11 protein-coding genes are annotated in these 14,299 nt (G+C 34.6%); 5 read left to right on the forward strand and 6 right to left on the reverse strand.

The features are described 5' to 3' along the window. The first annotated feature begins 90 nt into the window (after positions 1 to 90). Positions 91 to 1,185 carry an AMP-binding protein gene (locus tag BC781_RS01775; RefSeq protein ID WP_109615531.1) on the forward strand — a complete coding sequence of 365 codons (1,095 nt, stop codon included), beginning with the start codon at positions 91 to 93 and terminating at the stop codon, positions 1,183 to 1,185. 52 nt (positions 1,186 to 1,237) lie between these two features. Here the strand turns inward: BC781_RS01775 and BC781_RS01780 are convergent, their stop codons facing one another. Beyond that, on the reverse strand, positions 1,238 to 1,384 hold the full coding sequence (locus BC781_RS01780) for a 30S ribosomal protein THX (RefSeq protein WP_109615532.1): 147 nt from the start codon (positions 1,382 to 1,384) through the stop codon (positions 1,238 to 1,240). 217 nt (positions 1,385 to 1,601) lie between these two features. Between BC781_RS01780 and pyrF the strand changes: the two genes are divergently transcribed. Next, positions 1,602 to 2,417: an orotidine-5'-phosphate decarboxylase gene (gene pyrF, locus BC781_RS01785; RefSeq protein ID WP_109615533.1), complete on the forward strand. Its 816-nt coding sequence runs from the start codon at positions 1,602 to 1,604 to the stop codon at positions 2,415 to 2,417. Between the two features lie 147 nt (positions 2,418 to 2,564). Then, positions 2,565 to 3,155: a hypothetical protein gene (locus tag BC781_RS01790; RefSeq protein ID WP_109615534.1), complete on the forward strand. Its 591-nt coding sequence runs from the start codon at positions 2,565 to 2,567 to the stop codon at positions 3,153 to 3,155. Positions 3,156 to 3,312: 157 nt separating this feature from the next. Here the strand turns inward: BC781_RS01790 and BC781_RS01795 are convergent, their stop codons facing one another. The 3 genes from BC781_RS01795 to leuS all read right to left on the reverse strand — a co-directional run bounded on the left by BC781_RS01795 (position 3,313) and on the right by leuS (position 10,223). Next, the gene (locus BC781_RS01795) at positions 3,313 to 5,448 is read right to left on the reverse strand and encodes a glycoside hydrolase family 97 protein (protein ID WP_109615535.1); all 2,136 of its coding nucleotides are present in this window, start codon (positions 5,446 to 5,448) and stop codon (positions 3,313 to 3,315) included. 281 nt (positions 5,449 to 5,729) lie between these two features. Continuing rightward, positions 5,730 to 7,202, reverse strand: a complete 1,473-nt coding sequence (locus BC781_RS01800; RefSeq protein WP_146201595.1) for a hypothetical protein — start codon at positions 7,200 to 7,202, stop codon at positions 5,730 to 5,732. 255 nt (positions 7,203 to 7,457) lie between these two features. Then, entirely contained in the window at positions 7,458 to 10,223 is a 2,766-nt protein-coding gene (gene leuS / locus BC781_RS01805) for a leucine--tRNA ligase (protein WP_109615537.1), read from the reverse strand. 407 nt (positions 10,224 to 10,630) lie between these two features. Between leuS and BC781_RS01810 the strand changes: the two genes are divergently transcribed. Continuing rightward, the gene (locus tag BC781_RS01810; protein WP_109615538.1) at positions 10,631 to 11,932 is read left to right on the forward strand and encodes a sensor histidine kinase; all 1,302 of its coding nucleotides are present in this window, start codon (positions 10,631 to 10,633) and stop codon (positions 11,930 to 11,932) included. A gap of 1 nt (position 11,933) precedes the next feature. On the opposite strand, the gene BC781_RS01815 is transcribed toward BC781_RS01810, so the two are convergent. Together BC781_RS01815 and BC781_RS01820 are read right to left on the reverse strand one after the other, a co-directional pair. Continuing rightward, positions 11,934 to 12,719 carry a patatin-like phospholipase family protein gene (locus BC781_RS01815; RefSeq protein ID WP_109615539.1) on the reverse strand — a complete coding sequence of 262 codons (786 nt, stop codon included), beginning with the start codon at positions 12,717 to 12,719 and terminating at the stop codon, positions 11,934 to 11,936. A 75-nt stretch (positions 12,720 to 12,794) separates the two neighbouring features. Further along, positions 12,795 to 13,589, reverse strand: coding sequence for a patatin-like phospholipase family protein (locus tag BC781_RS01820; protein ID WP_109615540.1), 795 nt, complete (start codon positions 13,587 to 13,589; stop codon positions 12,795 to 12,797). Positions 13,590 to 13,947: 358 nt separating this feature from the next. On the opposite strand from BC781_RS01820, the gene BC781_RS01825 reads away from it, so the two are divergent. Continuing rightward, entirely contained in the window at positions 13,948 to 14,253 is a 306-nt protein-coding gene (locus tag BC781_RS01825; RefSeq protein ID WP_109615541.1) for a hypothetical protein, read from the forward strand. The last annotated feature ends 46 nt before the right edge of the window (positions 14,254 to 14,299 follow it).

Consider the following 14,299-nt stretch of genomic DNA (forward strand, 5'->3'; position numbering starts at 1 on the left):
AATGAAAAAAGTGTTCGTTGATAAAGCTTTCAAAGAACGAATGATAGTTTTATTAACTTTACCTTTAATAGATAACGAAGACTTAGATAAATGAATATTTTATTCCAAAACCAAAAAATTGATCAAAATACGATTCTAAATAAAGATTGGGATCAACAACTCCCCTCTTTTTTAAATAGCGCTCTTGAATTTTGCCATGATTGGTATAATGGAAAAAAAGAATTCACCTTACACACTTCTGGTTCTACAGGTACACCAAAGCCAATTCAACTCAAAAGAGAACAGTTAGAAATTTCTGCCACAAATACCGTAAATGTACTCAACCTACAGGCCACTGATCATGCATTATTATGTATGAATACTGATTTTGTGGCTGGAAAAATGATGCTGGTTAGAGCAATGGTTGCAGATATGGATATCACTATTGTTCAACCTACTAAAAATCCTTTTGAGAATCTTTCTGAAGCTATTCATTTTGATTTTACGGCAATGATTCCTATGCAAATAGAAGCTTGCCTGAATGACTCTAAAGCCAGTAAAGCTCTAAATCAGATGAAAGCGATTCTGATTGGAGGAGCACCTCTTACTTATGCTCAAATAGAATTATGTAATGAAAAGCTGACTGCTCCTACTTTCCTAACTTACGGAATGACTGAAACAGTTTCGCATATTGCATTAAAAGTTATCAATGGTGAGGATATTAAGGAAGACTTCAAAGTTTTTGATGATGTAGAAATTGGAGTTGATGAAAGAGAATGCCTTCACATAAAAGCTCCCGTTACTTTAGATCAAAAAATTCAAACCAACGATATTGTAAAACTGACTTCTGATAAATCTTTCATTTGGTTAGGCAGAGCTGACAACATCGTGAACTCTGGAGGAATCAAAATTCAGATAGAGGAAGTAGAAAAAGAAATGGCTGTCATTTTATTTGACCTCGATATTCCGAATCCATTTTTTATTACTGCAATAGAAGATGAAGTGTTAGGAGAGAAAATAATAGGTCTGATTGAAGAAGGAGATCGGGAAATTCATTCAGATCAGCTTTTGGAAAAGCTAAAAACTCGCCTTCCAAAATATCATGCTCCAAAAGAATTATACCTTGTTTCAGCATTTGAACGAACACCGACTCATAAAATCCAAAGAAAACAAACGGTAGATAAACTAATAAAGCCTTCCAACTAATGGAAGGCTTCATTTTCTAATTTCAAAAGTTAATAATTGATTAAGTAAATAGTTAAGCCATTACTAGCGCTTCTTGTTCGCGCTCTTTTTGAGTTTTTACAGGTTTAGCTAAATGGTTTCTTGGTTTTTGTGGTCTTCTCGCACCGAAAGAGCCCTTTTTAATCTTGCCTCGTTTAGTTTTTTTGTCTCCTTTTCCCATAAATCAGAAAAATTTTAAGTAAAACAACGATTAAGAAAAAATTGATTTAGTTCGAATCAATTCATATTTAATTAATATAATAAATTCATTTATAGGCTACAAGGCCAAGTAATAATCTAAATGCATTAATATGTTTGAAAACGATTGCTTATTTCTCCTTTTTCTACAACTCTGAAATTGCTAATTTTGCAGAACTCAATTTTACAAAAAGAGAAAGATGAATAAAGCAGCGCTATTCGAGCAAATTCAAAAGAAAAAATCATTTTTGTGTGTTGGTTTGGATACTGATCCTTCAAAAATCCCTGCACATTTATTAGATACAGAAGATCCGATCTTCGAATTCAACAAAGCTATCATCGATGCTACCAAAGATTATTGTGTGGCTTATAAGCCGAATATCGCTTTCTATGAAGCTCTTGGCGTAAAAGGATGGGAAAGCCTTCAAAAGACTTTAGACTACATTCCTTCTGAGATTTTCACGATTGCCGATGCAAAACGTGGGGATATCGGAAATACTTCAAAAATGTATGCGAAAGCTTTCTTCGAATCTATGAATTTCGATTCGATTACTGTTGCTCCTTACATGGGTGAAGATTCTGTTACTCCTTTCTTAGAGTTTGATAATAAATGGGTAATTCTTCTTGCTGCTACCTCAAACAAAGGTGGACTAGACTTCCAATATCAGAAAATTGAAAACGGTCAGATGGTTTTTGAGAAGGTATTGGAGAAAAGTCTGGAATGGGGAAATGAAAAAAACCTAATGTACGTTGTTGGAGCTACTCGTGCTGATTTCTTGGAAAAAGTAAGAAAGATTGTTCCTAACAGTTTCTTACTTGTGCCTGGTGTTGGTGCTCAAGGAGGAAGTTTAGAAGAAGTTGCAAAGTATGGTATGAATGATACTTGTGGCTTGCTTGTAAACTCTTCAAGAGGAATTATTTATGCTTCAAATAGTGAAGATTTTGCTGAAGTAGCAAGTGCTGAAGCTAAGAAATTGCAAGAACAGATGGCTGTAATGCTAGAAAAATATAGCTAAGAATAGATTTCATATTCTTTTTTAAAAAACACCTTTTTCGCTTCAAGAAAAGGTGTTTTTTATTTTATATCAACCGAACTTACATCAACTTGGGAATTGGGAACTTAGATTGTAGTTTTCATTAAAACATCCGCTGATTATTTTCCCATGTCACAAAGAACTGCTTTCTCACTATTCCTCTTCGTATTAATTCCTTTAGTTTCTTTTGCCCAACATCATGAAGAAACTAAAACAGCATCTCACTCATCACATACAGGTACACACACTCATGGAAGACATCAGTTTGGTGTAACAATAGGGCAAACACATATTCCTGATGGACTAGACTTTGGCTTTAATTTGGTGGATATCGACAAAGATGTGTTTGTTACTACTCTTGGGTTGAATTACTTCTATCTTCTCCCTAAAAATTTTGGTATTGGTATCATTGCAGATATCGAGTTAGAAAAATACTTCATCGACCTCCCTGAAAGAGAATTACTAAGGGAAAATGTTTTCATTATTGCTGCAATTGCATCATACAATATTGTGGGAAGTGGTGTATTTATACGCTTTGGTCCTGGTATTGAGATCGAAAAAAATGAAAATTTCGGATTACTAAAATTTGAAGCCGAATGGGAATTTATAAAAGGGGATAATTGGGGTATTGCCCCTTTCGTTGCATACGATGTAAAGAAAGAATACAATACTTGGGAAGCCGGACTTAGTTTTATCCGCTTTTTTGGAAAATCAAATTAGTCTCAAAAAAGTTAGACCCATCCTAAAAATTAGGACAGGTCTCTTTCATATTTACTTTCTCAAAACAAACAGAATAGTTAAGGAGACATCATAGTTATGGATATCAGACAAAATTAGGAATGCCTCCTTGTTAGTTATAATCGCTAGTATGTTGTATTTATAGACGTTTAAGTCCTTTTAATTCACTCTTATCTTTTACTTCCATGATGCTAATCGCATAACCTCCACCAGGAGCACAGTACTGAGATAATTTAGATTTAGAAGTAACAATCACCTTCTTAATCTCATATGCCTGCGGATTAGTTTCATAATGTGCATCTTTTGCATCGCTATAAATTGTTGCGATATATTTTTTATCGGCATCTAAGAAATCAAATTTGATTTTTGATGTACGTCCAATTTCATCATTCGTACGACCAACAAACCAGTTCTCAGTACCTTTCGCCTTTCTTGCATAAGTGATGAAATCACCTGGCTCGGCTTCTAATACTTTTGTATCATCCCAATCAATGGCCACATCTTTTATGAACTGGAATGCATCCATATGTTGCTCATAATGTTCTGGCAAGTCAGCAGCCATTTGCAGTGGACTATACATTGTAACATAAAGAGCCAATTGTCTTGCTAATGTAGTATGTACAAAAGTATCTCTATCAGGATTGATTTTGCTGATATCCGTTTGGAAAATACCTGGTGTATAATCCATTGGCCCACCAATCAATCTTGTAAATGGAAGGATTGTAGTATGCTCAGCTTTTGTTCCTACAAATGCCTCATACTCTGTTCCTCTTGCAGACTCATTTGCGATCAAGTTAGGGTAAGTTCTGCTCAAACCAGTAGGACGTACTGCTTCGTGAGCATTTACCATAATCTTGTATTCGGCAGCTTTTTCAACAGCGTATTGATAGTGATTTACCAACCACTGACCGTAGTGGTGCTCACCTCTAGGAATGATATTTCCTACATAACCACTTTTCACAGAATTATAGCCATTGTCTACCATAAATTGGTAAGCTTTATCCATGTGACGCTCATAGTTTCTAACTGCTCCTGAAGTTTCGTGGTGCATCATCATTTTCACACCTTTAGCTTTCGCATATTCCCTTACTTCATCTACATCAAAATCAGGGTACGGAGTCAAGAAATCAAATACATAGTCCTTAGACTTACCAATCCAATCTTCCCATCCTTCGTTCCAACCTTCTACCAATACAGCATCAAAACCATGCTCTGCGGCAAAATCAATATATCTTTTTACATTTTCTGTAGTTGCTCCATGACGACCACTAGGTGTTGTTTCTGAAAAATCAGTTTTTCCCAATTGAACCGCAGGAAGGCTCGTATATGCCCAATCACTTTTTCCTGTGATCATTTCCCACCAAACACCAACGTATTTTACAGGCTTAATCCAAGATGTATCGTCATAAGCACAAGGTTCATTCAAGTTCAATGTAATATGAGACATCAAAATATCTCCAGCATTCTTACTTGCAATTACCGTTCTCCAAGGAGTTACTCTAGGAGCTTGCATATATCCTTTATTTCCTACTGCATCTGGTGTCAAATAAGATTCGAAAATCATATTTTCATCATCCAATTCTAAGTGCATACAAGAATACTCAATCAATGCAGCTTCGTGTAGGTTAATAAATGTTCCGTTATCTGTTTTCAACAACAATGACGTTTGTACACCAGTATCTGAGAAAGTAGTTGTAGAAGCATTACCTCTCATAGCGCCAGCCATCAAAGCTCTGATTTCAGACATTTTTGATGTATTGTACTCATATTCCTGTGTATCGAAATCACCCGGAATCCAATAAGCAGTATGATCACCTGTCATCGCGAACTGAGTACGTTCCTCTTTAATTACAAAATAAATTAGGTTATCCTGTTCAGGAAATTCATATCTGAATCCAAGACCGTCATCAAATACACGGAAACGGATAATCATTTTACGAGCTGTCTCTTTTTGATTAAGCGTTACAGCCAACTCATTATAATGGTTTCTGATGTCTTTTACTTCTCCCCATACAGGTTGCCAAGTTTCATCGAAAGTTGACTCTTCTGTATTTTCAATTGTAAAGCCACCCAAAAGTGAAGGGGTATCTTTAAGCTCTAATCCTAGTTTACTTTCTTTTACAATAGGTTCTCCACCCATTGAAAGTTGATAAACTGGAACACCATCTTTTAATTCAAAAGTTAAATTGAAGTTGCCATTCGGAGACTTAATGCTTTGCGCAGATAAGCCTAATGTGAATAGCATGATTGCTAGTGTTAGTATGTTCTTTTTCATCAGAAGTTCGTTTCATTTTTGTTGATGCAAATATGTGTGTTCAATACACCAGAAAAAAGACTTAGTAGCTCAAAAGTAGACAACCAAAAAACATAAACACCTAATAATCAATTCATTTAATGATTTATTTGTAATGTAAAAAGTAGATCTCATTTCATGAGAAAAGCATAATAAATATACTTTTCATGCATAAAAACTAGTCTCATATACTATGAAATGTAAAAAAGAGTAATCAAATACTCTGATTTAATTACTCTTTTTTACTTTCAGATATTATCTGCTTAGAAGAAACTGTAAGTTAATTTTATGCTACATGATAAATTCCCCCCTTTACTTCCATAAGTATAAGAAGAATTAGAAATAGAGGTAACTGTATTTACCGGATGATTAAAGTCAATTGGAATATAATTCTCGGAATCCATCCATTGATAATCAGCTACTGAAATCACACTTAATTTCAACTCTGGACTTAAAAAGTAATTAAAGTTAGCAAATATCCGAGCTTGTACTCCTTCTTCATTAAAATCTAGTCTATTTTTTTCATCTAACTCACTACTTGGAATAAACTTTATATAGTCTGCACTATATCCAAGTTCAAAATAAGCCCTTAGATTAGGATAATAAGCGTATTTTTGAGCAAAATGGAGTGAAATATTGGGTTGGGTTATTTGACTATAATTATCTCCATCAAAAGTAAAATATTCTTTCTTTCCATTAAGAATGGAACCTCGAATTTTGGCTTCGATAATATTTTGCCAATTAAGATTTATTGGATGCTCATAAGTAACTTCAGCCCCGAAATTCAATAATAAATAATTTGCTTTTAGAGTATATGGAGGGCCGTCATATCTGCCTGCTTGGTATTCCTCTTGATAATTGTAACCAGGAGTCACAAATAAGGCATATCCAAGTCCATTTTTTCTTACTGGTAAATTCCCATAAGACCACATATCCTTTAGAATATAGTAATATTTCATTGTATCATTTTTTGAAATATCTTTTGATTCTAAAAAAGAGTCTATTATCTCTAGTTCATCTAATTCATTTTTTCTATGGTTTAGAAGTCTTTTATTCTTTAATCCTGTCAAAAGTGTTGCGAACTCTTGTACATGATTTTCCCCAAAATTGCTAGAAACCCCAACTTCAGATAAAGCTTTAAGAATAAAGGCTGCATGACTCACATCTTGTATTTGTTCTATTCTCCCTTTTCCAATTTTCAAAGGAATATAAATGTAAGTATTAACTTTTCGAATGAAATTTTCATCTTCACTACCTCCATAAATCCACAAATTATCATATATATTTATGTTTGAAGTAAAGTTCAGTTCATAGAATGTTTTGGCATTTAGAAAAAATCTATTGACTAAATAGAGATTGAAATCTGCATTATACAATCGATCTTTATTTATCGACTCCTCAAAATTGCCTTCACTATACTCCCATTTATTATTTAAAAAATCTAATTTTTGGTTGAAAAAAATATCAAGTTGTTGCTGTCTAGAAGATGTATTATGGGAATAGCTGTACTTTGTTTTGTTATCTAATGTAAAACGTCTTAGAGAAAACTCAGTATAGTCCTCACTATCATACTTTTTCAAGTAGCGATTATTAAAGTCAATTTCAGTATCCAACGTCCTTCGTTTCAAGTTAGGATACTGATAATCTGAAAGTTTGAGATTACTCTCTTGAGCAAGAATCACTTCTGAAAGTACTAAGGAAAGAATAATAGTGCCAAGTAAAGTTTTAAGGTTCATTTCGATGAAAAATGTTAAGTAAAAAAAGAACAAATAGAATTGGGTTCGAACTTGAAATGAAACTATATAAATGATTGATATATAAACTTACTGATTAAGATTCTAAAAGAATATTTAACTTAAAAAACTTACTATTTAACTTAAGTTTAAACTTATCTTTGAAGTATTTAAGGTTTATAAAATAGAAATCCTCTCTCAAAATCAGCTAATTACTGAATTGAGAGAGGATTTATTTTATATTAAAAACGAAGATTATCAAACTACAATATTGATAATACGCTTTGGTACTACGATGATTTTCTTAGGTGTTTTTCCTTCAACCCACTTCTGTACAATCTCGTTTTTCAATACGTCTTCAGCAATAGCATCTTTGTCCATATCCAAAGCATAAACTACTTTTGTACGCATTTTACCATTGATCGATACAGGATATTCATGCGTTGATTCTACCAAGTATTTCTCATCATGAACAGGGAACTCAGCCTTAAAGATAGATTCCGTATTTCCGATCTTGTGCCATAATTCTTCAGCAATATGAGGAGCATAAGGAGCCAAAAGAATCAACATTGGTTCTAATACCTCACGCTTGTCACATTTTGCCAACTCACGAGAAGCTACCATAAATTGAGATACTGAAGTGTTGAACGATAAGTTTTCTACATCTTCAGCAGCTTTCTTGATCGTTTGGTGAAGAATCTTCATCTCAGCAGGAGTCGCTTTATCGTCTGAAACAATGCTTTCTCCATTCTCATTGATGTACAATTTCCAGAAACGTTTCAAGAATTTAGCAACACCTTCTATTCCGTCAGTTTTCCAAGGTTTCGCATCTTGAAGTGGCCCTAAGAACATTTCGTACATACGAAGTGTATCTGCACCGTATTTCTCGATGATTACATCAGGATTTACAACATTGTATTTCGATTTAGACATTTTCTCTACCAAGCTACCACAGATGTATTTTCCATCTTCTAAAATGAATTCTGCATCAGCATAGTCTTGTCTCCACTCTTTGAAAGCTTCTGTATCCAAAACATCTTTTTCTACGATATTCACATCTACATAAAGTGTTTGTGTTTCGTAGTTGTCTTTCAAGCCATGAGAAACGAACTGATTCGTTCCTTTTACTTTATAAACCAAGCTAGAACGTCCTTGGATCATTCCTTGGTTTACCAATTTCTTGAATGGCTCTTCATGACCGATGAAGCCCATATCGTACAAGAACATATTCCAGAAACGAGAGTACAATAAGTGACCTGTTGCGTGCTCTGTTCCTCCTAAGTAGAAGTCAACTTCTTTCCAGTATTTTACTGCTTCTTTGCTTGCGAATGCCTCAGCATTGTTCGCATCCATATATCTTAAGAAGTACCAGCTAGACCCTGCCCAACCTGGCATTGTAGTCAATTCGTAGTGGTACTGATCTTCGTATTTCCAATCTGTCGCACGTCCTAGTGGCGGCTCACCTTCAGCAGTTGGTAAATATTCATCTACCGCAGGAAGCTCCAATGGCATTTCAGATTCTTTGATCAAATGAGGGATTTCATTTTCATCAAAATAAACCGGAACTGGCTCACCCCAATAACGTTGACGACTAAATACCGCATCACGAATACGGAAGTTTACTTTTGCATCACCTACGCCCAATTCAACTGCTTTATTGATTGCGGCCAAAATAGCTTCATCTGAGTGCATTCCGTCCAAGAAACCAGAATTGATCATTTTTCCTTTCTTGATTTCTGTTGGATCTTCCAAATCTTCTGTTCCTTCAATCACTCGAATGATTGGTAGATCAAAATGATTTGCAAAACGGAAATCTCTATCATCTGAAGAAGGAACTGCCATAACAACTCCTGTACCGTAGCCTGCCAATACATAATCAGCAATCCAAAGTGGTACATCTTCTCCAGTCAATGGGTTCTTCACGTATGAACCTGTAAATACACCAGAAACGGTTTTAACATCCGCTTGACGTTCTCTTTCCGAACGGTTCTTCGCTTTTTCAACATACTCTTCTACTGCAGCTTTTTGCTCTGGAGTAGTCAATTCTGTGATAGCCTCATGTTCGGGTGCCAAAACAACGTAAGTAACCCCAAAGATTGTATCAGGACGAGTAGTGAAAGCTGTAAGGTGAATATCTTTATCTACTACTTTGAAATCCAACTCACAACCGTTCGATTTACCGATCCAGTTACGTTGCATTTCTTTTACAGAGTCAGACCAATCTAAGTCATCTAAGTTTCTCAAAAGACGATCTGCGTAAGCTGTGATACGCATCATCCATTGTTTCATTTTCTTACGCTCAACAGGATGTCCTCCACGCTCAGAAACACCATCTTTCACTTCGTCATTGGCAAGTACAGTACCCAATGCAGGACACCAGTTTACCATTGCCTCTGACAAGAAAGTCAAACGATACTGCAATAAGATGGTAGCTTTCTCAATTTCTGAGAACCCTTTCCATTCTTCAGCAGTAAACACTGTAGCATCTTCATCTTTTTCAGCATTGATTCCCTCAGAACCATTAGCTTCAAAATGAGCTACAAGATCATTGATATGACGAGCTTTATCCGCATCTTTATCATACCAAGCATCAAATAATTGTGCAAAAATCCATTGTGTCCATTTGTAGAAAGAAGGATCAGAAGTACGAAGCTCACGTCCCCAATCATAACAAAAACCAATCTTGTTCATTTGGCTTTTGAATGTAGCAATGTTTTGCTCTGTAGTGATTGCAGGGTGCTGCCCTGTCTCAATTGCATATTGTTCAGCAGGTAAACCAAAAGAGTCAAAACCCATTGGATGCAGTACATTGAATCCTTTGAGCATCTTATAACGGCTCACGATATCTGAAGCAATATACCCCAGTGGGTGCCCTACGTGAAGACCCGCTCCAGATGGATAAGGGAACATATCCAATGCATAAAATTTCGGTTTCGATTCATCTACTTCTACTTTATAGATGTCGTTTTCGCTCCAATAGCTTTGCCACTTGGCTTCAAACTCTTTGTGATTATACTCAGCCATTTTGCTTATTTATAATTTATCATCTAACGATTACTAATCAAAAGCATATTCTGCTTCAAGTTGGCAAAAGTACTATTTTTTCAAAAAAATCACTATGTAAACAGAAGAGAATCCAGTTCTTTTAAAGAAGGTGACGAATTAAAAGAGGTAGACTGATTTATCATTGTAAAAGTTTTTCAAAAAAAGATACCTAAACAATAAGCTCTTAACATGGCATTACAGTAGCTGTTTCTATTTTAGGTATTGAACCTAGCTTTATACTTTATATATCGCTTATTGACTTTGACTTTTTTTATTCAGAATACTAATATCTCCTACTGTTTGTGCATTTACTTTTTCATGAAAAAGACTTTCTAGAGCAAAACACATATTTTCGTAAACATTGCACCAGCTTATATTAGATTCATTTGATCAAGGCAATTCCAAAAGTATATATAGAAAGTATTTTAGGCGATAGCAGCTTTCCTTTTGAGCATCGTATCCAGAACCTTGCGTTTTTTATAGGTCTTTCTGGGACATTGGTCTTTAACTTTTTACTTTTTTTTATAGAAATAGACCTGCCTTACCGTCTAATGATGATGTTTTTGGGACTTATTTTTGCTGTATGCTTTTACTTTAGTAGGGTACATAGAAAGTATATTCTCACCCTATGTATAGAATCCGCATGTGAAGTTGTTATCATACTCTACGAATGGAAGAATTTAGGCGGATTTGACTCTTCATTAATCTCTTTAATCTTAGTCTTATTTATAATAAAACCCCTTCTAGTCAATTTTAGGTATCATCTATACGTCAGTGGTTTCTATGCTTTAGTTTTATTTGCCATATTTTACCTTGATATCTATTATCAGCATCTACTAGTTATTCCTTATCAACCATCTGATGTAGACCGCTTACAAGTCATCGTCAATTTTGGTATTATAGGTCTAGTTATTTTCTTTTTTAAAAGAGAGTATGAGAAAAGATTAGAGGAAAAGGGAGCAATTCAATCCCAACTTGAAAATGCATTGGTTAAGGAGAAAGAACTGAATCAGATCAAGACAGAGTTTATCCAAATGGTTTCACACCAATTTAGGACACCTCTGACAAGCATTTACAGCTCTACGGAACTTTTGGATTTGTCTCTCCAAAATGAGGGTTTAGCGACAGAAAAGAATAAACTGAAAATTGATAGAATATATGATGCTGTAAACTTATTGACGGGAATGCTAGAGAAACTCTTAGCTTTTGAAAAAGTAGATTCTGAAGCTATTCGAGTTAGAAAAATAAACTCCAACTGTATTCTATTAGTAAAAGACTGTGTTGATAAATTTAACTTCAAAAATGAATCGAAAATCAATGTATCTGTCAGTTACATCAATAGTCCTAAACCTGTATCTGTAGACCCTACATTATTTAAGGAAGTCATACACCAGCTCTTAGAAAATGCTATAAAGTTTTCAGAAAATGACGCTAAAATTAATATAGATTTAGGATTCACTGATACCTATTTTAAACTGAAAATTTCAGATAAAGGGATTGGCATTCCCGAAACAGATATTGAACATATTTTTGACCCATTTTTCAGAAGTCAAAATGCCAAAAATATAAAGGGTAATGGTATCGGACTTGTTTTCGCTAAAAAGTTTGTCAGTTTACACGATGGAATAATATCTGTTGAAAGTAAAGAAGGTATTGGAACTGTATTTAAACTTTCATTTCCTTACTAGCTTAGAACTTTACTTTATTTGGGTTCAAGAATTTTTCTGGCGAATCTCGAAACTCCTTTCCCACATTCAAACCTGCTTGATAATACAATTCCATTCCTTTAAAGTCTAGAGCTCCTACATGTGGCATATTAGGCTCAATGATATAATCACAGTACTGCTTACTGATTTCTGTATTTCCTCTGATGCTCATCATAAATATTTTTTCAGCAAAAACACGGAGACTATGATAGTTTTCAGGGTAATACATCTTATTGATATCCACACCAATGATCTTATCCGTTTGATTTATCAATACATTAGCTGGTAAATTCATTAGAACACCTCCATCCACACATTCTTTTCCTTGAATTTGAACGGGCTTAAAAAGTATTGGGATAGAACATGAGGCAATAACTGCTTCATGAAGATTACCATTATCGATAACTAAAACTTTTTCGGACTCTAGCTCGGTAGCAATTGCTGTAAATGGTTTCTCTAATTCTGAAAAATCTTTGGGTAGATACTTTTCTAAAATCTTTTGTAGCCCACTCATCTCCATCAATCCCACTTGATTAGTAAAACCAGACCAACCAACTATTGAAAATAAAGACTGTTGTTTGAATAGATTTAGCATTTGTTGAGACGTATAACCAGCAGCATAAAAAGCACCAATTATAGAACCTATACTAGTACCTGCTACGGCTGAAATTTGAGGTCTAAACTTTTCAGTAGCTTCTAAAAAGCCAATATGCATCGCCCCTCTAATTCCTCCGCCACTCAAAGCTAAGCCAATATTGTTGCTATCCATTTTGTAATATTTAGTAGTCCCACTTATAGGGTTATACTAAATGCTACAAAAATAGTTTCTAGTCATCCTAATTTTCTATAATTTTCCTTGAGGCTTAAATTCTTTCTTGGTGAATAAGGTAGGATTTTTCACAAAGTCTCGTCCTGTTTTTACTCCTATATGGTAAAGTCTTTCAATCTTATCAAAGTCTAAAACAGAAGTATGTTCTATTTCGGGAGAAACAAAATAATCACAGTACTTGAGGTTTCGCTTTACATTATGACGAACAGACATTAAAAATACTTTTTCTGCCAAGACCAATAAATTATCCTGCTTACTGCTCGGGTAACGCATGTTATTCAAATGCACCCCTATCACTTGATCCACTCTTCCATGAAGTACATCAGCTGGCAAACTATTTAGAACACCTCCATCTACACAAGCTCGGCCGTTTATCTCAACAGTTTGAAAAATGATTGGAATAGAACAAGAAGCTAAAACAGCTTGATGTAAATCCCCCTCTTCAATCACAAGCAACTCCTCCTCATCCAATGCACAAGCGGTGACCGCAAAAGGTTTTTCTAATTCACTGAAATCTTTTGGTATATGCTGTTCTAAAAGTTTCTTCAGACCTGACATTTCCATCAAACCTTTTCGGAATCCATTCCAACTCACGAATGAACGTAAGCTAGTTCCTTTGAATAATGCCATTATTTCTTTCGAGGTAAATCCAGCACAATAAAATGCGCCTACTATTGAACCTGCACTTGTTCCTGCTACAGCCTTTACATTGGGTCTATAACTTTCAAAGGCATCCAGAAAACCTACATGAATTGCCCCTCTAATTCCACCTCCACTTAAAGCCAACCCTATCTCTTTACTTTCAATCATTTACGAACTAATTAGAAGATTTTTATTTCAGCTAATCGAGTATAGCTGTTCTTAGAAGTTAACAAAAAGACAATGAAAAAAAGGGAATTGGCATAAGGTCATTTCATGAAAATATAGACATAAAAAGTGCTTTATTTCTTTAATTAATCTTCTTCTTGAAATCTTAAAATATTTCAAGAAGACACTAAAATTTAATAGCTCAAAAAGACAGCATAAGACACTTTTCTTTATTCTTATTCAGAAAAGTACAAGTACATGAAAAATTAATAGCCGATTGCAACTTTAAGTTTATAACTAGACTTATTTACAAACTATTCATACAGTAAATAAACTCAAACTCGTAAACGCTAAACTAACTATGGACTATAAAAAGCTAAGAAAAAACGCCCACAGAAAAGTGAACAAATTCATCGATCAGCTTGAGACACTTGAAAAGAAAGACAAAAAAGTAGCGAAAGATCTCAAGTCTGATTACAAAAAAAATGTAAAGAACCTTAAAGTTCAGAAAAGTGAACTTGAGAAAAAATTTCAGAAGTTCGAAAAGTCAGTAGAAAACAAGAACAAGGAAAAAAGAGATAAACTGCATCAAGAATTTGAGATTGCATCTAAAAAGTTCAAAAAGAAACTGAACAAGGTAAAAGATCAAGTGAAAAGCGCAGCATAAAGAACTAGAATACACAGTAAATCTGAAGAGAAGTCTTCAGATTTAC

This window comes from Sediminitomix flava (genome assembly GCF_003149185.1).
In the GTDB taxonomy this organism is placed as follows: Bacteria; Bacteroidota; Bacteroidia; order Cytophagales; family Flammeovirgaceae; genus Sediminitomix; species Sediminitomix flava.